We start from the raw sequence: 19043 nt of genomic DNA, 5'->3' as shown, positions 1-19043 counted from the left end.
AATGGTGGAAAAAATAGCCTAAATAGGCTGATTCGATGTGTTTGCGGGAAAAAAATCGGCCCAGATCCGCGAAATTTTAATCAACGAGTCAGCTTGGGAAGAAATGACCTGCTTATTCGCACCTTCCAAAGGTATAGGCTGGTTCGATGTAACTGCATTAACTTTGTCATTATATGAATACCAGTTACTTTCTCCTGGTATTCCGTCCCAATGGCCATTATTTCTTGGGAGCCTGACACCTGCTAACCCCCACGGATCAATCCACCCCAACGGGTTCGGCGCATACTGATAAAGGTTCCACCCACCATTCAACCCTATCGGATCCTGCACAATAAACCGCCCGACCTGCGGGTCGTAGTAGCGGAACAGGTTATAGTGCAGCCCTGTTTCACCGTCAGCGTACTGCCCGGCATAGCGAAGCGGTTGATGTGCCATCGCTGTGCGATTCACAACCCGTGAGAATCCTTCGCTCTGGTGACGCACCTCACCAAAGCTGCCGTACTGGCCGCTCCAGCGCACCGCGCCGCGCTCGTCGGTCACTTCCAGCGGCGCGCCGTTCAGGTCGGTGTTGAACCAGTAAATCTCACCGCTGCTCTGGTCTCGAAGGTGATCCACCCGCGCCAGCGGGCTCCAGGCCTCATTCGGATCGTAAACATAGGTGCTGCACAGCCCGCTCTCCTGCTGCTCCTGCAACAGGCGGTAGCCCTGCCACAGGAAGCGCGTTTCGGTGGTGCCGTGCGCGGTGGTGACGATTTTGCGGGTACGGCGGCCCAGTGCGTCGTAGTGATAGCGCGCCTCAAAACGTCCTCCCGGCCCGGTTCCCCGGGCGGACACCAGACGGTTCTCGGCGTCATACGCATAATGCTGTTCATACAGTCCGTTGCGGCGGCTGACCAGGTTGCCCCAGTGGTCGTATTTCATAAACAGCGCCTGCCAGTGCTGCAGGCGGTTATCCGTGACCGGTACCGCATCATCATTGGCGGCGAGGTTATCCGCGGCGTCATAGCTGAACTGCGCGCGGCTGTGCCCCTGTCGGGCCTCGTAGTGCTTCAGCAGACGCCCTTCGGCGTCGTAGCCGTAATCCACCTCACCGCGCAGGGTGTCGCTGACGCCGGAAAGCTCACCGCGTGCGGTGTAGCGATACAGGCGTTCCAGTATCGCCTGCTCCGGCAGGGTCACGTCCGTACTTAGCTCACTGCGCTGCAGGGTACGTCTGCCAAGGCTGTCATACTGACGGAGCTGCTCGCGCGCGCCCTGGGTGCGGCGCACCTCGCGGTGCAGGCGGTCGCGGGTGAACTCGGTCACCAGCTGCTGCCCGAAGCGGATGGCGCTGACATGGCCGGAGCCGTAGTGCAGCCAGGCCAGCTTTTGCTCGCCGGGCAGCGTCAGGCCGGTCAGGTTGCTCAGGGCATCCCATTCATAGCCCACCGCGCCGTTAATGCCGGATTCGCTCAGCACGCGCCCGGCGGCATCGTGGCGGTAAGCAATCTCATCGCTTTCAATACCCAGGGCAACGCCTTCGGCGGTTGGCGTGCGGCGGATGCGGGTGATCTGGCCGCTCAGGTCGCGGAAGTAGCGGTACTCCGCGTGGCGCTGAGTGCGCCCGATCAGCAGCCCGCTGTCGTCATAGCTGAACTGCTGGACGCGACGGGCGATGCCTCCGTCGGCGGCAGGCCGGCCGTTTTCTTCGAGCGCGCAGAGGAAGCCTCGCGCGTCCCATTCCATATGGCGCACGGTCTCGTCCGGGCGCGTTTCGCTGAGCGGTCGCCCCACGGCGTCGTAGGTAAAGCGGTATTCCGCCCCGTTGCCGTTATCGAGTCGCAGCAGGTTACCGCGCGGATCGTAGCGCCACTGGCGCACGCGACCAATACGGTCGGTAAGGCTGACCGGGAGGCCGAGTGCGTTATAGGCCCAGCGCACCTCGCTTTCCAGCGGGTCGCGCCAGCCCGTGAGCTGGCCGCGTTCGTTCCACACCAGCGACTCGCGGCTGCCGTCCGGATGGATCACGACACTCAGCAGCCCGGCACGGCTCCACTCCCGGCGCGTGATATTCCCTTCCGCATCCTCGCTGGCAATCAGCTGCCCGAAGCGGTCGTAGGTGAAGCGGGTCACGCTGCCGGAGCAGTCGGTGCGCTGCGTCAGCAGCCCCTGGTGGTTCCAGACCAGGCGCACCACGCCGCCGAGGGCGTCGGTAATGCTCTCCGGCAGGTTTTCTTCCTCATCGGGATAGCGATACGCGGTGGTGCTACCGGCCGGATACGTTTCCGACAGCAGGCGTCCGCGAAGGTCGTACATGGCCTGCGATGAGGTACCGTCCGGGTAGACCGTCCGGGTGATGCGGTCGGTCAGACGATACCAGTAATATTCTGTGCGACGACCCGCCGGGTCCGTCTCACTGGTCATGCGGCCATACTTATCCCAGGTACTGCAGCGCATCGCACCGCCGGGCAGAATGACATCGCTGAGCTCGCCGTCGCGGTAGACAAACGTCGTCTGGCGGCCGTCGTAATCCGTGAAGCGCGCGACGTTATCGTCGTCATCAATCAGCCAGTGCGCCTGCGCGCCATCGTCACGCATGGCGCGACGGATGCCGTTATCAAAATCGTATTCGAACGTCAGCTGTTCGCCGCCGCTGTGGCGGAAGCCGATCACGCGCGGCAGGCCGTCAATCTCCCGCCAGCGGTATTCGCTCAGCAGCCCGTTGGCGTCCTCGTGGGCGCTCATCAGCCCGTCCTGCCAGCGGAAGCGTCGGCGCACGCTACCGCCCCGGCCGGTCACACAGACCAGCTGGCGCTGTTCATCATAAGCGTAACTGACCAGGCAAATCTCGTCATCCAGCCAGGCGCTGGCGAGCCTGTCACGGTCGTAGCGGCAGACCACGCGCTGGCCCGCGCTGTCGGTCAGGGCATGCAGAGTATTATCCGCATTCCACTCGAAGAGGATATCGTTGCCGCAGGGTTCAGAGATGCGCTGGAGCAGCGACGGGGCATCATCCTTAAGCGGTGAATAGCGCCAGCGTTCGCCGCTGACGTCATACACCGACCAGCTGTCGTCCTGATGATGTTCAAGCCAGTTCTTTTCGCTTTCGCAGTAGGTGCGCATCCCTTTAGGGACCTTCGGGAAGGCGACGTAATCGCCGGACGGCGCGCGCCACACCAGGCCGTCCTGATACGGCTCAAGGCGGCTTTCCCAGAACAGGCTCCAGCCGCGGCCCAGCACGCTGGCGCCGGGGTTGCCGCTGCGCCAGTAGCGCTGCCAGCGCACCGGAAGACGGGAAGGCAGGACGAAGTCCAGCTCATCATCCCCGCTGAGAAACTTCTGTCCGCTGACGATATCTACCGGGCGGGCGATAATCCCCGCGGCCGCCACGCCGGTCATCAGCGTGCCGGCGCGACAGGCGATACGGGCCAGCTTGTTGATACCGGGGATTTTGCCCAGCAGCTTAGAGAGCGCCCCGACTTTACCAGCGGCACCGCCCCACCCGCCGATAAGCCCGGCGAACAGCAGGGTAAGATCGGAGACTTTGTAGAGCCACTCGGGGACTTCAGACTGAATGGGCAGGGTTTGCTGCGGATCGCCGCCGATAATGACGTTGTTCGAACCGGTCATCACCTTCGCGTCGCAGGTGGTTCGATCCCCGATGCGTGCCGCAGGCAGGCCGTTGATAGAGACCCGCGAAGAGCCTTCGGCCATCTGCTGCGAGCCGTCGTCAGAGCACTTCACCGTGCTGTCTGTTGCCATGGCTGCGGGTTTACCATTGATATACACATTGGGCGAGCCGGAGGTGATGACGCCTTTCTTCGTCATGCTGGATGCCCCGGCGTCCGCGATGCTGTCCCGGGCGGCGGTCGCCAGCTCCCCGGTATAATATCCCACGGCCAGGCTGGCGCCGACGAGCAGGACGCCCACCCCAAGACAGGATGCGCCGAGACCCGCAATAAACATGGCCCCCGCCAGGATGCCCCCGGCGGCGGCAATCAGGCCACCGACAATCGTTCCGGCAATCATCCCGGCCAGCGCACCGGAATGTCCGATATCATCGCCAACGCGTGCTGCTTCAAACATAACAACTGTCCCTGGTGTTAATGGTGGAAGCGGAAGCTCCTGAGAAGATCGCCAAACAGCGCGCTGTCGGCATCGCCCAGCGCACGGGTGCAGGTCATGGTGAAGACCAGAATTTTATCGCTGTCGACATTAAATACGGCCTGCTGCTGCCAGATGCGTTTCCCGTCGCGCAGGTAGCTGGCATGGACAATTTCACCCTGGGAAAGATTGTCGCCAAGCGTAGCGGCGCTGCGCTCACCCTGCTTCCAGCCCTTGATGTGTTTTTCCATCAGGGCAAGCTGGCGATCGATATATGCGGCAAGCGCTTCGCCGGGGTTGAGGGTATCGCGGGAGATATTGAACGCCGGCGCATCCGCAGCGGGCGGCGCGAATACGTTGACGGTACGATCCTGATAACCCTCAGGAAAGGTGATCTGTCCTTCACTGAAAAGGCACTGCGAATGTAGTTCTGACATTGAGCGGGTCCCACCACATATTTTCAGAAGCGGCAAGTTTCGCATATGTGTTTAAGGCTGACTATCCCCAGATTATTGCCCAACGCCAGCCCTCGCCGAACGGAAAAACAGTAACCGTTAACCCGGCCCCTCGCTCCCTGCCGCCAGCAGCGGTACCACCACGTCGCTGATGGGCACCGCAATGCCGTGTTTGAGGCCGTAGCGCTGGATGACGCCGTTGCGGATATCCCACTCCATCGGGCGATCCGCCTGACGGTCAGCCAGAATCGACGTACCCAGGTCCACGGGCGCGCGCTGAAAGTTCGCCAGAATCTCCTGCGCCACGTCATCGTTCAGCTTCGCCCCTTCGGCGCGGGCGACGGCCAGCCCCTCGCGCAGGTAGGCCAGCGAAAGTTCGCTGATATCCTCGCGCCTGAACATCCCGGCGCGGCGGTTGGCGAGAACCATCAGCCCGGCGACCGCGTTTTGCAGCAGCTTGCGCCAGGCGACGGTGGGGAAATCTGCCGAGAGTTCAACTTCACAGCGCGTACCGCGAAGCGCCTCCACCACCCGCTGTGCCTGCGGCACATCCGGCAGCGTCAGGCGTGGTTTGGCGCGCAGCCAGACGGAGGCATCCGGCTCGCGCTGCGCCGGGAACCAGACTACCGACGGCAGCACCGTTGCGCCACTGACCAAATGCTCAAGCTGAGCCTTCTGCTCTACGCCGTTTTGCAGGGCGCAGACCACCGTATTTTCATCGCACAGCGCGCGCAGCCATCCGGCGCTGTCGGCATTTTGCGTCGTTTTCACTGCGATAAACACGAGATCAACGGGACGCGTAATGGCCGTCGGGTCGGTTAGTACCGGACCGGGCACCACCGTTTCACCTTCGTCGTGGCACAGGCGTAATTTCGGATGCGCGGTCCGTCCGCAGAGCAATGGCGTGCGGCCAGCGTCATGCAGTACCGCGGCAATGGTGGTGCCAATCGCACCGGGTCCTATCAGCGCAATGGTTGTATAGTCAGACATGATACACTCCCCTTTTGCTAAGCCTGCTATCAGTTATACCACCCTGAGACGAGCGCGCCACACCCGTTGTCTATACTCAACATTCACAGACAACGGAGTGCGCCATGCCTTTACCCGATTTCAAATCCTCTGAACCGTTCACCCTTGGCATCGAGCTCGAACTGCAGGTGGTTAACCCGCCGGGGTACGATCTCAGCCAGGACTCCTCCGCGCTCATCGCCGCCGTCAAAGACGACATCAAAGGCGGTGAAGTCAAACACGATATCACCGAAAGCATGCTCGAAATCGCCACCGGCGTGTGTCAGACCATCGACCAGGCAGCGGCGCAGTTTTCGGTGATGCAGCAGAGCATCCTGCGCGCGGCGGCGGAGCAGCATATCCAGATCTGCGGCGGCGGGACGCATCCGTTCCAGAAATGGCAGCGCCAGGAGGTGTGCGACGACGAGCGCTATAACGTCACGCTGGAGCGCTTTGGCTATCTGATTTTGCAGGCGACGGTGTTCGGTCAGCACGTTCACGTCGGCTGCCGGACCGGGGATGACGCCATTTACCTCCTGCACGGCCTGTCGCGATTCGTGCCGCACTTTATTGCCCTGGCGGCCGCCTCGCCGTACATGCAAGGCACCGACACGAAGTTCTCCTCGTCGCGGCTCAATATCTTCTCCGGGTTCCCGGATAACGGACAGATGCCGTGGGTAAACAGCTGGCAGGAGTTTGAAGGGCTGTTCCGCCGCCTGAGCTCCACCAGCATGATCGACAGCATCAAGGATCTGCACTGGGATATTCGCCCCAGCCCGCATTTTGGCACCGTGGAGGTGCGGGTGATGGATACGCCGCTGACGCTCGGCCACGCGATTAACATCGCCGGGTTGATTCAGGCCACGTCGCACTGGCTGCTGACCACGCGGCCGTATAAGCATCAGGAACGGGATTTTCTGCTCTACCGTTTTAACCGTTTTCAGGCATGTCGCTACGGGCTGGAGGGCATCCTGACGGACGTGCATACCGGTGAGCAAAAAACCGTGGCGGAAGACATCGCCTGGCTGCTGGAGCAGGTGGCGCCGTCGGCCGATAAGCTCGGCGCGACGAGCGCAATCAATGAAATTGCCCTGCTGTTAAAGCAGGGCAAGAGCGAGGCGCAGCGCATGCGGGACTTTATCGCCGACGGCGGCTCGCTAATTTCTCTGGTGCAGAAGCACTGCGAGCTGTGGGCGACGAGTCCGTAAGGCCGTGGCCCCACTCGCGCAGGCGCTGGAACAGCACGAACAGCGCCGGGATAAACAGGATCCCCACCACGGTCGCCACCAGCATGCCGCTGAACACCGTGGTGCCGATGATGCGGCGGCTCTGGGCACCCGCCCCGGTCGCCAGCATCATGGGCAGAACGCCGATGATGAACGATACGGCGGTCATCATCACCGCGCGGAAGCGGCGCGAGGCCCCTTCCCGCGCAGCATCGACAATCGCCATTCCGTCCATACGCCGAGCGCGGGCGAACTCGACGATAAGAATCGCGTTCTTGGCCGCTAACGCGATCAGCAATACCAGACCAATCTGCACGTACACGTCGTTGGCGTAGCCCGCCATCCACAGCCAGACCAGCGCCCCGCCGAGGGCGAACAGCACCGAGAGCATCACGCTCGCCGGGAGCGTCCAGCTCTCGTACTGTGCGACGAGGAACAGCCACGCCATCACCACCGCCGCCAGCACAATCCAGATCGCCTGATTGCCTGTCTGCTGCTCCTGATACGACATGCCGCTCCAGGCGTAGTCGTATCCGGCCGGCAGGCTCTCTGCCAGAATATCGCCCATCACCGCCATCGCGGTGCTGCTGCTCACCCCAGTTGCTGCAGAGCCGCTCACCGAAACGGACGGGAACTGGTTGTACTGCTGCAGGAACGGCGCGCCGACGGTCGGCGTGATGGTGACGAGGTTGCTCAGGCGCACCCGCTCGCCGCTGTTGCTGCGCACGAACAGCTCGCTGATTTGTTCGGCGCGCTCACGCCACTGCATCTCGTTCTGCATCACCACGTGGTAGACGCGGTTGTTGATGCTGAAATCCCCGGCGCGCGTGCCGCCAAAGGCGGTTTGCAGGCTGCTGAAGATACGTGACACCGGCACGTCGAGGCGGGCGGCACGCTCGCGGTCAACGGTCAGCGTCAGCTGCGGCACGTTGCTGCTCCAGGTGGTGAACACGCGGGTCAGCTGCGGGTGCTGGTTGGCTTTCGCCAGCACCTCACGCGTCACGCGCTCCAGTTCCGCCGGGCTCTGCCCCGCCTGAGCCTGGATGCGCAGGTCAAAGCCGGAGGCGTTGCCCAGCCCCGGCAGCGTCGGCGGCGCGAAGGTCATGATGGTGGCTTCCGGCAGGGCCAGCAGCTGGCGCTGCAGGGTGCCCATCACCTCTTCCAGCGGCGGACGCGCGCTCCAGTCCTTCAGCATGATGGAGATAAACCCGCCGTTGGAGGCGCTGGTGCCGTTGAGGATGTTAAACCCGGAGACCTGAATCACGTCCTCCACCGCCGGATGTTTGGCGATAAGCTCCCGCGCGGTGGTCATCACCGCTTCGGTCCGCTCCAGCGAGGCCGCTTCCGGCAGCTGGACGCTGGCGAAGAAGTAGCCCTGGTCCTCCTGCGGCAGGAAGCCTTTTGGCATCGACGTAAAGCTGAACAGCACGACTGCCGCCGCGCCTGCGGTGGCCAGCAGCGCCAGCCACGGACGCAGGTTTAAGACATTCACGATGCGGGTGTAGAAACCTCGCGTGGCGTCCAGCCCGCGGTTAAAGGCGCGATAAACGGCCGCCGGTTTCTCCGGGCGCGGACGCAGCAGCATCGCGCACAGGGCGGGCGTCAGGGTCAGCGCTACCAGGCTTGAGAGCGTCACGGCGGTGGAGAGCGTAACCGCGAACTGGCGGTACAGCTCGCCGACAATCCCCGGCAGCAGCGCCACCGGCACAAATACCGCCAGCAGCACCAGCGTCGTCGCGATGACCGGCCCGGCAATCTGGCGCAGCGCCAGCGCGGTTGCCGCCGTGCGGCTCTGTCCTTCCGCCATCAGCGTTTCTACGCTCTCCACCACCACGATGGCGTCATCCACCACCATGGTCAGCGCCAGAATGATGGCAAACAGGCTGAGCGTGTTGGCGGAGTAGCCGAGCGTATAGAGCACCGCAAAGGTGCCCACCAGCGACACCGGAATGGCGAGGGCGACAATCAGCGTCGCGCGCCAGCTCTGCAGGAACAGGGAAACGACCACCACCACCGCCAGCATCGTCAGCGCCAGCGAGACGCCGATCTCCTTAATGGTCGCGGCAACAAAGGAGGTGGTGTCGAACTTCACCTCGTAGACCAGGTCGTCCGGGAAGCGCGTCGAGAGGCGCTCCAGCTCCGCGCGCACCGCGTCGGCCACGCGCAGGGCGTTGGCGGACGGCGTCGGGTAGATGCCGAGGTAGGCGGAATCGTGCCCGTTCAGCTGCGCGCCGGAGCTGTAGCTGCGCGAGCCGAGCTCGATGGTGGCGACGTCCTTCAGGCGCACCAGCTGGCCCATCTCCCCCGCGCGGATGATGATGTCGGCAAAGTCGTCGGCCTGGCTTAAGCGCCCCAGCCCGTTGATGGTCAGGGTCTGCTGCTGGCCGTTAAACACCGGCGGCGTGCCCACCTGACCGGCCGCGCCCTGCACGTTCTGCTCACGCAGCGCCTGCGCCACGTCGTCGGTGGTGACGTTCAGGGCGTTCATGCGGTCCGGACGCAGCCAGATGCGCATGCTGTAGTCGCGTGCGCCGAACATCTGCACCTGCCCCACGCCGGGCAGACGCGACAGCGCCTCGCGCACCTGGGTGCTGGCGTAGTTGCTGACGAACAGCGGCGTGTGGGTATTGTTCGGTGAGTAAAGACTTACCCCCATCATCAGGTTGGTGGCGCGCTTGCGCACCTGCACGCCATTTTGCTGCGCCTCGGTTGGGAGCTGCGCCACGGCCTGCGCCACGCGGTTTTGCACGTCGATGGCGGCGAGATCCGGATCCGTGCCCGCCGCAAAGGTAATGTTCAGGCTGTAAGTGCCTTCGTCCGAACTGGTGGACTCCATGTAGAGCATATGGTCCACGCCGTTCAGCTGCGTCTCCAGCGGCGTGGCGATGGCCTCCGCCACGTCAGCCGAGCTGGCGCCCGGCCAGCTGGCAGAGACGTTCACCACCGGCGGCGCGATCTGCGGGTACTGCTCCACCGGAATAATCCTCAGCGCAATGGCCCCCAGCAGGGTGATGACCAGCGCAATCACCATCGCGAAGCGCGGGCGTTTGATGAAAAACGTCAGCATGATGGCTCCTTAATTCAGTATCTGGACGGCAGCGCCGGGCTGCACGCGCTGCGCACCGTCAGTAATCGCTCGCTCACCGGACTTCACGCCGGATAAAATCCGGAACTGCTGGCCGATCTGTCCGGCGACCTTCAGCGGGCGCATTTCGGCTTTTCCGTCGGCATTAACCACCCAGGCAAAGAACCCGTCGCCGTTCTGCTGCACCGCTGCGGCAGGCAGGGTCAGCACCGGCTGCTCGCTTGCCGGACGCAAAAACACGTTCACATTGCCGCCGGGCAGGAGCTGATGGCGCGGGTTGGCAAACTCGGCGCGCAGCATCACGCTGGCGGTACGCGGGTCAATGCGGTTATCCACTGACGTCAGCTCGCCGCTGACGCGCTGGCCATTGCTGTCGATCAGCGCCTGCCAGGCACGCTTCATGGCGTTGATATCCGCATGCTGTCCGGCTTTGGTGGAAAATGCCCCCTCTTCCAGCGCAAAGGCGATGCGGATCGGGTCAAGCTGCACCACCTCCACCAAAACGCCGCTCGCTGGGTTGACCAGGCTACCCACGTGGAAGCTGCTGTGGCCCACGCGGCCGTCAATTGGCGAGGTGATTCGGGTGTAGCTCAGGGTGACGTTGCGGGCTTCGAGCCGGGCCTTCGCCTGCTCGAGAGCGGCACTGGCGACGTCGCGCTGCATGCGGGCGTTGTCCACGTCGTGACGGCTGATGGCGTTGCTGCTGCCCAGGCTTTCAAAGCGGGAAAGCTGCTGCTGCGCCTGGCGCAGCGTGGCTTCGGCGCTTTTCACTTCGGCCTGCGCCAGGCGCAGGGCTGCGCGCGGCTCGGCGTCGTCCAGCTCAAACAGCACGTCGCCTTTTTTCACATACTGCCCGTCGCGGAAGTTAATTTTGGTAATCATACCTTCCGTACGCGCGCGCAGCTCAACGGTGTGGATGGCTTCGATGCGGCCCGGGATCTGGCGCTCGGCGGCGTGGGCGGTCTGCTCCACGGTGGCGACGCGAACGGGGATCGCGGCGGCGAAGACGGGTTGCAGGGTACTGACAAGAAGTGCGAACAGGAGTGGAAGTTTCATGGGAGTACCTCAGCGTTGTCTCCCCTCACCCCGGCCCTCTCCCCAGAGGGGCGAGGGAGAAAACCGAGCCCAAGGGAAAGTACCAGACTGTCCCCTCTCCCTTGTGGGGAGAGGGTTAGGGTGAGAGGTAAGGTTTTAGTTATGCAGCCTTACGGAACCTGCGGGTCAGTCGCTTCTCGATTTCGACGACGAAGAACATCACGCCTGCAACGGCCAGGGTCACAAACCAGTAGCGCAGCGGCAGGGCTTCGGTACCGAACAGCATCTGCATAAACGGCAGGTAGATAATCGCCGCCTGGAGCAGGAACAGCACGCCCGTCACCAGCCAGATCCCTTTGTTCGCCAGCAGGCCGCGGTTGAGGGAGAACCCTTCGGTGTTGCGGCAGTTAATCATGTATACCCACTGGGCGCAGACCAGCATCTGCAGCAGCACGGTGCGGATGAACTCCGCGCTGTGGCCGCGCGGAGCCAGCCAGGCTTCCAGCGCAAAGGCGGCGATGGCAATCATGGTACCGACGAAGGCCACGCGCCAGACGGCGTAGGCGTCCATCACGTGCTGCCCGCTCTGGCGCGGCGGGCGGCGCATAATGTTGCGCTCGGCAGCTTCGAAGGCCAGGCCGAAGGAGAGCGTGGCGGAGGTGGCCATGTTCATCCACAGAATCAGCACCGGCGTCAGCGGAATAATGTTCCCCGCCAGCAGCGCAATCACAATCAGCAGCCCCTGCGCCAGGTTGGTCGGCATGATGAACAGAATGGTCTTCTTCAGGTTGTCGTATACGCGACGCCCCTCTTTCACCGCGCTGGCGATGGTGGCAAAGTTATCGTCCGTCAGGACCATATCCGCCGCCTCTTTGGTCACTTCCGTGCCCTTGATGCCCATCGCGATGCCCACGTCCGCCTGACGCAGCGCCGGGGCGTCGTTTACGCCGTCGCCGGTCATGCCAACGATTTCGCCTTTGTCCTGCAGCGCTTTCACCAGGCGCAGCTTATGCTCCGGGCTGGTACGAGCGAAGATGTCATACTGCACCGCCGCCTCCGCCAGCGCGGCGTCGTCCATCTTCTCCAGCTCGTAGCCGGTGACCGCCTGCTCGCTGTTGGCGATCCCCAGCATCTGGCCGATGCTCATCGCCGTCTGCGGGTGATCCCCGGTGATCATCTTCACGCGGATCCCCGCCTGCTGGCAGGCGTTAATCGCATCAATCGCTTCCGGACGCGGCGGATCCATCATCCCGGCGATGCCGAGGAAGATCAGGCCGTGGCTCAGGTCGTCGTGCGTCAGTTCCTGCTCGCCGTTAGCTGGCTTGAACGCCGCGGCGACCATGCGCAGCCCCTGACGCGCATAGCGCTCCATCTCACTTTCCCAGTACGTGCGGTTGAAGGCTTCCGTACCGTGACGGGTCTGCTGCTGCGAACACAGGGCAAAAATCACGTCCGGCGCGCCGGTGATCAGGATCTGCTCCTCGCTGCCAATCTGGTAGTGGGTGCTCATGTACTTGTACTGCGAGTCGAACGGGATCTTGTTAACCAGCGTGGTCATTACCGGCTCAAGGCTGGCCTTCGCCGCCAGCACCTTCAGCGCGCCCTCGGTCGGCCCACCGGTGATGCCCCACAGGCCTCGCTCGTCCTGAATCAGCTGGCTGTCGTTACACAGGTCGATGGTACGCAGATACTGCTCCAGCACGGTGCCCGGCTGGATGTGGACCGGCTCGTCGCTACCTTCCAGATAGATGTTGCCTACCGGCTCGTAGCTGTTGCCGTCCACGCGGTAGCAGGCGTCGGCGGTGATGATGGCTTTAACCGTCATCTCGTTCATGGTCAGGGTGCCGGTTTTATCCGAGCAGACCACGGTCATCGCGCCGAGCGTTTCAACCGTCGGCAGCTTGCGGATAATCGCCCGCTTGCGCGCCATCGCCTGCACGCCCAGCGAAAGGATGATGGAGATGATTGCCGGCAAACCTTCCGGTACGGAGGCAACCGCCAGGCTAATCAGAGAGAGCAGGAGCTCGCCCATGGGGATCTCGCGGAACGCCAGGCTGAAGACAAACAGCGCGGCCATCATCGCCAGAATAATCACGAAAATCGCTTTACCCAGCTTGTCCATCTGCACCAGCAGCGGCGTACGGTGCTTTTCGATACCCGCCATCATCTGGTTGATGTGGCCGAGTTCCGTATCTTTACCGGTCGCGGTGACCACACCGATACCGCCGCCCGCGCTGACGGTCGTCCCGGAGAAGACCATGTTGGTGCGATCGCCCAGCGGTAATTCCCCGCTCAGTGGATTAACGTGTTTATCCACCACGGTCGATTCACCGGTCAGAATCGCCTCTTCCACGCGTAAATTATGCGCTTCGATTAAACGCATATCCGCCGGAATACGATCCCCCGCGCGTAATACAATAATATCGCCCGGGACTATTTCAGTTGTGGGGATTGTTTCGTGGTTGCCGTTACGAATAACGCGCGCCTCGCTGGAAAGCATATTGCGAATACTCTTCAGCGATTTTTCTGCGTTGCTTTCCTGAATATGGCCAATTAGCGCATTGATGACCGCCACGCCCAAAATTACCAGCGTATCAACCCAGTGGCCCATTACTGCCGTTAATACGGCGGCGGCCAGCAGAACATAAATCAGCACATCATTAAAATGGGCTAAGAAACGCAGCCAGGCGGGTTTGCCTTTTTTCTCCGGCAGCGCGTTCGGCCCTGTTTTTTGCAGACGCGCCTGCGCCTCTGCACGGTCCAGACCGCTTGCCTGGCTCTGCGCATGTGCAAGCGCCTGCTCTACGGTCTGCTGGTATGCCAGCCCGCCGGAAGGCGGCACGTTAGGAGTCAATTTTTTTTCAGTCATCGTATTTTTCCTTCAATTTCCGGTGAACAGAAGCCTGAATTCCTTTCGGGCTTAAATAAATTCATTTTAAAGTCTTGCGGGTAAAATTGATCTACCGCAACATAATGACTTCTCGGTTATTCAAAACTGATTAAAACTATTTCAATGACCCGATTTTTACAAAATATTTCTAAACCAATACTAAACGAGGGGGAACCATGTGGGGTATTTATCACGGGCGTAGACTGGTGTTATACGTTATCGCGGCCATTGTTATTGCCACGTTAATTGGTTATAGCACCTATACATTTGTAAAATTATTTTCCTGATACGGACGTTTATTTACATAACGCGATATTAATATAAACGCCGGGTCGTATGTTGTTATTTGTGCGTAGTAATAATGTCTTTGTTTTATTCAAAAAGGTCAGCGGGGCTGATATTGCTTTACGTTACAGAATGCCGGACAATGACATTTTTAACTGACGATTAACATTACGATGAAACACCCGCTAGAATCGCTGCTCACCGCAGGCGGCATTTTATTACTGGCCCTGCTTTCGTGCCTGCTGCTCCCGGCGCCTTCGCTTGGGCTGGTGCTGGCGCAGAAGCTGGTTCAGACCTTTCACATGGTCGATCTGAACCAGCTTTACACCATTCTGTTCTGCGTGTGGTTTTTACTGCTCGGGGCGATTGAATTCTTCGTGCTGCGTTTCGTCTGGCGACGCTGGTTTTCCCTGGCATCCTGAGCCAATAAAAAAGCCGGGTGGCGGCTTCGCCTTACCCGGCCTACACGCGAAAGGTTAATGTGTCTGGCTATGGTTCTCTTTACGGTACGCTCCAGGTGGCTGGTTGAACGTACGGGTGAAGATACGGGTAAACGTCTGCTGCGAGTCAAATCCGTAACGCAGGCAGATGTCGTACACCCGGGCGTCGGATTCACGCAGATCGCGCGCCGCCAGCAGCAGCTTACGTTCACGGATATAACGCCCCAGACTCTCCCCTTTGTACTGCATAAATAGCCGTTGTAGGTGCCATTTCGAGTAACCCGCGTGGCGGGCTATCTCTTCAATTCGTAATGGCTGGTGCAGATTGTCGTCGATCCATTCGACGATAGTGTCGATGACTTGAGCGGAAATGGTCATACTGCTGTCCCCCTCTGCTACTCGCTTAAATATTATTCCCACCACGCACGAAAGGTTTGTGCGCTGTCGCTTACCCGGACGGGCTCGCCCAGTTCCGGCGTCAGCAACCGATAATTTTTATCCTTGCTGGCTTTTGCCAGCTGGATCAGCGGATCGTTCCAGGCGTGTTTCGCCAGCACGAAGCGTCCGTTATGCCCCGGCACCACGGCTTTCGCGTTCAAATCCGCCGAGGCCTGCGCCGTTTCCTCCGGCAGCATGTGGATGTACTTCCAGTCCTGGTCGTACTGGCCGTTCTCCATAATGGCGACGTCCACTTCGCCAAACTGTTCACCGATGGCCTTGAAGTGCGGGCCGTAACCGGAATCCCCGCTGTAGTAAACATTCTGCTCTGGCGTAACGAACATGAAGCTGCCCCACAATGTGCGATCGCGTTTGATGCCGCGACCGGAGAAGTGACGCGCTGGCAGAACGTGCACCGTCAATTCATCGCTGATGCTTACCGACTGGTTCCAGTCGCGCTCGTCAATAATCTCGGACTTCATCCCCCAGTAGCGCAGGTGGGATCCTACGCCCAGCGGCGTCACCACGCGCTTTACCTTCGGCATTAGCGCCCGGATGGTTGCGTAATCCAGATGATCGTAGTGATCGTGCGAAATAATCAGCAGGTCGATCTCCGGCATGCGTTCAGCGCGCCACGGATACTCGCCGGCAAAGGCCTTATTGAGGAACGAGAACGGCGCGGCATAGTTGCCAAGAACCGGGTCAATCAGGATGCGTTTACCCGCGAGCTGCAGATACCACGAGGAGTGACCGAGCCACACCAGGGTGTTCTGCTCCAGCGGCAGGCTCGCAAGATCGGTTTTCACCAGCGGCAGCGGCCGGGTCGGGCGGGCGTTTTCGGTTTTTTTGGTCAGAAACTCCCACATCGCGACCAGCATATTTTTGTCACCGTTATAACCCGGCGTCGGCAGCGTGTTGTGGAATTTCCCCTCGCGATACTGTGGGGAGGCCTCCACTTCAGTGAGCCGTTCACCCTGCGGCGGCTGGCCGAATCCGGCATTCAGAACAAACGGTAAACTCGCGGCTGAAGCAATAATCATGATTAACACCACGCAGATGAAGAGAGGTTTTTTCATATCCTGACCCGAAAACGCGCCCCATCCGATAGCGTGCGCAGGGTAAACTTGATTATGAGTGAGTAAGCACTCATTATAGATATGATGATAAAGTCGTCAAGACGTTTTCGATCTTTGACATTCCGCGTTGCAGCGTGTCAAAGCACGTGTTTCAATCAGGGTTTTTATAATTGACAGGAGGAAAAATTTAGTGGCACGTCCGAAGAGTGAAGATAAAAAACAGGCCTTACTGGAAGCCGCAACGGTGGCGTTTGCACAGTCAGGTATTGCCGCCTCAACGGCGCTTATTGCCCGTAAGGCGGGCGTCGCCGAAGGCACCCTGTTCCGCTACTTTGCTACGAAAGACGATCTGCTGAATGCCCTCTATCTGCACCTGAAGCAAGATCTCTGCCAGACCATGCTGGCGAACCTCGATCGCACCATCACACTGCCTAAAGAACATACCCGCAATATCTGGAACAGCTATGTGGACTGGGGTATTCGTAACCCCGTTGCGCATGCGGCGATCCGCCAGATTGGCGTCAGTGAAAAGCTGAGCACCGAAACGGAACAGGCGGTGAAAGAGATGTTCCCGGAGCTGCATAAACTCTGCCGCCGCTCGGTGCGTCAGGTGTTTATGTCTGATGAATTTAAAACGTTTGGCGATGCGCTTTTCTTATCGCTGGCCGAATCCACGATGGAATTTGCCACCCGCGATCCGTCCCGCGCCGTTGAGTTTAAAGCGCTCGGCTTTGAGGTGATGTGGCGCGGGCTTGCCCAGGAAGAGAGCGATGGACAGTAAAACGTTGCAGGAGCACGCAAAACGCGTGGCGCTGGAGCTGCCGTTCACCGAACACTGCTGGCCGTTTGGGCCGGAGTTTGACGTGTTTAAAGTGGGTGGAAAAATTTTCATGATTGTGGCCGTCGCACACGGGCGGCCGCACGTCAGCCTGAAGTCAGACCCGGAAAAATCGCTGTTAAATCAGCAGATTTATCGCGGCGTTGAACCGGGCTATCACCTCAACAAAAAGCACTGGATTTCCCTTTACGGCACTGACGACGTGACGCCGGAACTGGTTACCGATCTCATTAATGATTCCTGGCATCTGGTGGTGGATAAACTGCCGAAAAAAGACCAGAAGTGGATCCGGCCGGTCTGATTGTTCGTCTGAGACGAACAGATTAAGCGCTCGAATTGCCCTTATCTTTTTCCGCGTCCCGCTGTAATCTGCTCACCTTTCGCGCCCGCACGCGGGCGAATTTCATCATCAGGAGTTGTTATGGATATCATTTCTGTTGCGCTGAAACGCCACTCCACCAAGGCGTTCGACGCAAGCAAAAAACTGACCGCTGAAGAAGCGGAAAAAATCAAAACCCTGCTGCAGTACAGCCCGTCAAGCACCAACTCCCAGCCGTGGCACTTCATCGTGGCCAGCACCGAGGAAGGAAAAGCGCGCGTGGCGAAATCCGCTGCGGGCACCTATGTGTTTAACGAACGCAAAATGCTGGATGCTTCTCACGTGGTGGTGTTCTGCGCGAAAACCGCGATGGACGATGCATGGCTGGAGCGCGTTGTCGATCAGGAAGAAGCCGACGGTCGCTTCAACACCCCGGAAGCCAAAGCCGCGAACCATAAGGGCCGTACCTACTTTGCCGACATGCATCGCGTGGATCTGAAAGATGACGACCAGTGGATGGCGAAGCAGGTTTACCTGAACGTCGGCAACTTCCTGCTGGGCGTTGCTGCGCTGGGCCTGGACGCAGTACCGATTGAAGGTTTCGACGCCGCGATCCTCGACGAAGAGTTTGGCCTGAAAGAGAAGGGCTTCACCAGCCTGGTGGTGGTGCCGGTTGGGCATCACAGCGTGGAAGATTTCAACGCCACGCTGCCGAAATCTCGCCTGCCTCTAAGCACGATTGTGACCGAGTGCTGATCCCTTCTGGCACGTCGGGTTCCGGCGTGCCTGTTTTCAGTGACGCTTTCTTTGGGTTATGATTCTTCCTTCGATAAAGTTCACAAATACCCCCAGCAATTTGTAACAGCATAGAAATACTTATTCATAAAATCCATCATATATTTTTTATATTATATTCTTTCCGTAAGCCTTTTTTTATTAATGCATATCAATACTCCCCTTTAGTTTCATAAACACCACGAATCCATTGCGCAAAATTCAAACAAATCAATTTAGTTTTATCACTAAAGGCACACCGTAATAAAAAGACATATTGAAATAAACAATTACAAGTCTTTTAAAGGATTTTTGATTTCGCATGATTCCATTTAAAACCCATTTTAACACACGATGGGCGTTATTATTTCAAGGAATACAAGGATAGAGATATGAAAAATAAATGTGCAGTAAGCACCCACCTCACACGTCAGGTTTTGCACGCCAAACTCGCGCCGACCTGTTTCGCTACTATGTTAGCTCTGGGCATGATCATGCCTGTTCACGCTGCCGTTGTTGCAGGAAATACGGAACAACCCGGCATCCACACTAATTCAAACGGTACAACGATTGTTGATATTAATAAAGCCAGCGCAGAAGGCGTCTCTCATAACGTTTACTCTGAATTTAACGTTGAAACTCACGGTGTTATTCTTAATAACAGTGGCGCGGCGTCTAACACTCAGCTAGCAGGTATGATTGATGGCAATACAAATATGGCAAGCGGTAGTGCAAAAGTCATTCTAAATGAAGTACGCTCTTCCGACCCAAGCCAGTTAAATGGCATGATTGAAGTCGCTGGAAAATCTGCTCAGGTTATTATTGCTAACCCATCCGGGATTACCTGTGATGGATGCGGTTTTATTAATACGAATCACGCGACCTTAACCACCGGTACCGCCAATTTTGATGCAAACGGTAATGTAACAGGACTGGATATTAGCAAAGGCGAGGTTAACATTACCGGAAAAGGTATGGATACCCGCGCGGTTCAATATACAGATATTATCTCCCGGTCAGGGCTTTGTTGAATAAATCGAACTTTTGCTGAGTTGAAGGATCAGATCACGTATCTTCCCGACAACGCAGAC

The 19043-nt window shown here is 59.2% G+C and carries 14 protein-coding genes; 6 read left to right on the top strand and 8 right to left on the bottom strand.

Going from position 1 to position 19043, the window contains the following annotated elements; translation table 11 throughout:
* Window positions 1-18: 18 nt before the first annotated feature.
* From ACWYRJ_RS17200 to ACWYRJ_RS17190, 3 genes are all read right to left on the bottom strand, one after another.
* Window positions 19-4065 carry an RHS repeat-associated core domain-containing protein gene (locus tag ACWYRJ_RS17200; protein ID WP_455508335.1) on the bottom strand — a complete coding sequence of 1349 codons (4047 nt, stop codon included), beginning with the start codon at window positions 4063-4065 and terminating at the stop codon, window positions 19-21.
* Between the two features lie 17 nt (window positions 4066-4082).
* Entirely contained in the window at window positions 4083-4520 is a 438-nt protein-coding gene (locus ACWYRJ_RS17195; protein WP_149366069.1) for a DcrB-related protein, read from the bottom strand.
* Between the two features lie 117 nt (window positions 4521-4637).
* Complete coding sequence (locus tag ACWYRJ_RS17190) at window positions 4638-5528, bottom strand: oxidoreductase (RefSeq protein ID WP_455508334.1); 891 nt, start codon at window positions 5526-5528, stop codon at window positions 4638-4640.
* 104 nt (window positions 5529-5632) lie between these two features.
* Here ACWYRJ_RS17190 and ACWYRJ_RS17185 point away from each other — a divergent pair, with 104 nt between their 5' ends.
* Window positions 5633-6754, top strand: a complete 1122-nt coding sequence (locus ACWYRJ_RS17185; protein ID WP_111964467.1) for a YbdK family carboxylate-amine ligase — start codon at window positions 5633-5635, stop codon at window positions 6752-6754.
* Here the strand turns inward: ACWYRJ_RS17185 and ACWYRJ_RS17180 are convergent.
* From ACWYRJ_RS17180 to ACWYRJ_RS17170, 3 genes are all read right to left on the bottom strand, one after another.
* Window positions 6684-9839: an efflux RND transporter permease subunit gene (locus tag ACWYRJ_RS17180; protein WP_455508333.1), complete on the bottom strand. Its 3156-nt coding sequence runs from the start codon at window positions 9837-9839 to the stop codon at window positions 6684-6686. The two genes, ACWYRJ_RS17185 and ACWYRJ_RS17180, sit on opposite strands and share 71 nt — an antisense overlap.
* Before the next feature lie 9 nt (window positions 9840-9848).
* Complete coding sequence (locus tag ACWYRJ_RS17175; protein WP_223581507.1) at window positions 9849-10913, bottom strand: efflux RND transporter periplasmic adaptor subunit; 1065 nt, start codon at window positions 10911-10913, stop codon at window positions 9849-9851.
* A gap of 139 nt (window positions 10914-11052) precedes the next feature.
* Window positions 11053-13761, bottom strand: a complete 2709-nt coding sequence (locus ACWYRJ_RS17170; protein WP_455508332.1) for a cation-transporting P-type ATPase — start codon at window positions 13759-13761, stop codon at window positions 11053-11055.
* Window positions 13762-14240: 479 nt separating this feature from the next.
* Between ACWYRJ_RS17170 and ACWYRJ_RS17165 the strand changes: the two genes are divergently transcribed.
* Window positions 14241-14489, top strand: coding sequence for a DUF1158 domain-containing protein (locus ACWYRJ_RS17165; protein ID WP_013097677.1), 249 nt, complete (start codon window positions 14241-14243; stop codon window positions 14487-14489).
* Between the two features lie 54 nt (window positions 14490-14543).
* Here the strand turns inward: ACWYRJ_RS17165 and ACWYRJ_RS17160 are convergent, their stop codons facing one another.
* Together ACWYRJ_RS17160 and ACWYRJ_RS17155 are read right to left on the bottom strand one after the other, a co-directional pair.
* On the bottom strand, window positions 14544-14885 hold the full coding sequence (locus ACWYRJ_RS17160) for a RamA family antibiotic efflux transcriptional regulator (RefSeq protein ID WP_010428317.1): 342 nt from the start codon (window positions 14883-14885) through the stop codon (window positions 14544-14546).
* 32 nt (window positions 14886-14917) lie between these two features.
* Window positions 14918-16021, bottom strand: coding sequence for an MBL fold metallo-hydrolase (locus tag ACWYRJ_RS17155; protein WP_455508331.1), 1104 nt, complete (start codon window positions 16019-16021; stop codon window positions 14918-14920).
* A 190-nt stretch (window positions 16022-16211) separates the two neighbouring features.
* Between ACWYRJ_RS17155 and ACWYRJ_RS17150 the strand changes: the two genes are divergently transcribed.
* From ACWYRJ_RS17150 to ACWYRJ_RS17135, 4 genes are all read left to right on the top strand, one after another.
* Complete coding sequence (locus tag ACWYRJ_RS17150) at window positions 16212-16802, top strand: TetR/AcrR family transcriptional regulator (RefSeq protein ID WP_455508330.1); 591 nt, start codon at window positions 16212-16214, stop codon at window positions 16800-16802.
* Window positions 16792-17160: an MmcQ/YjbR family DNA-binding protein gene (locus ACWYRJ_RS17145; protein WP_023293103.1), complete on the top strand. Its 369-nt coding sequence runs from the start codon at window positions 16792-16794 to the stop codon at window positions 17158-17160. Before ACWYRJ_RS17150 ends, ACWYRJ_RS17145 begins: the two co-directional genes overlap by 11 nt.
* A gap of 120 nt (window positions 17161-17280) precedes the next feature.
* Window positions 17281-17934 (top strand): oxygen-insensitive NAD(P)H nitroreductase, encoded by a 654-nt coding sequence (gene nfsB / locus ACWYRJ_RS17140; RefSeq protein ID WP_021241586.1) that lies wholly within the window; start codon window positions 17281-17283, stop codon window positions 17932-17934.
* A 410-nt stretch (window positions 17935-18344) separates the two neighbouring features.
* Window positions 18345-18983 carry a two-partner secretion domain-containing protein gene (locus ACWYRJ_RS17135; protein ID WP_455508329.1) on the top strand — a complete coding sequence of 213 codons (639 nt, stop codon included), beginning with the start codon at window positions 18345-18347 and terminating at the stop codon, window positions 18981-18983.
* Window positions 18984-19043: the final 60 nt, after the last annotated feature.

It is taken from the genome of Enterobacter sp., from assembly GCF_977039595.1.
Note: the sequence above shows the minus strand (reverse complement) of the source record. Positions and strands in the feature narration are given on the sequence as shown.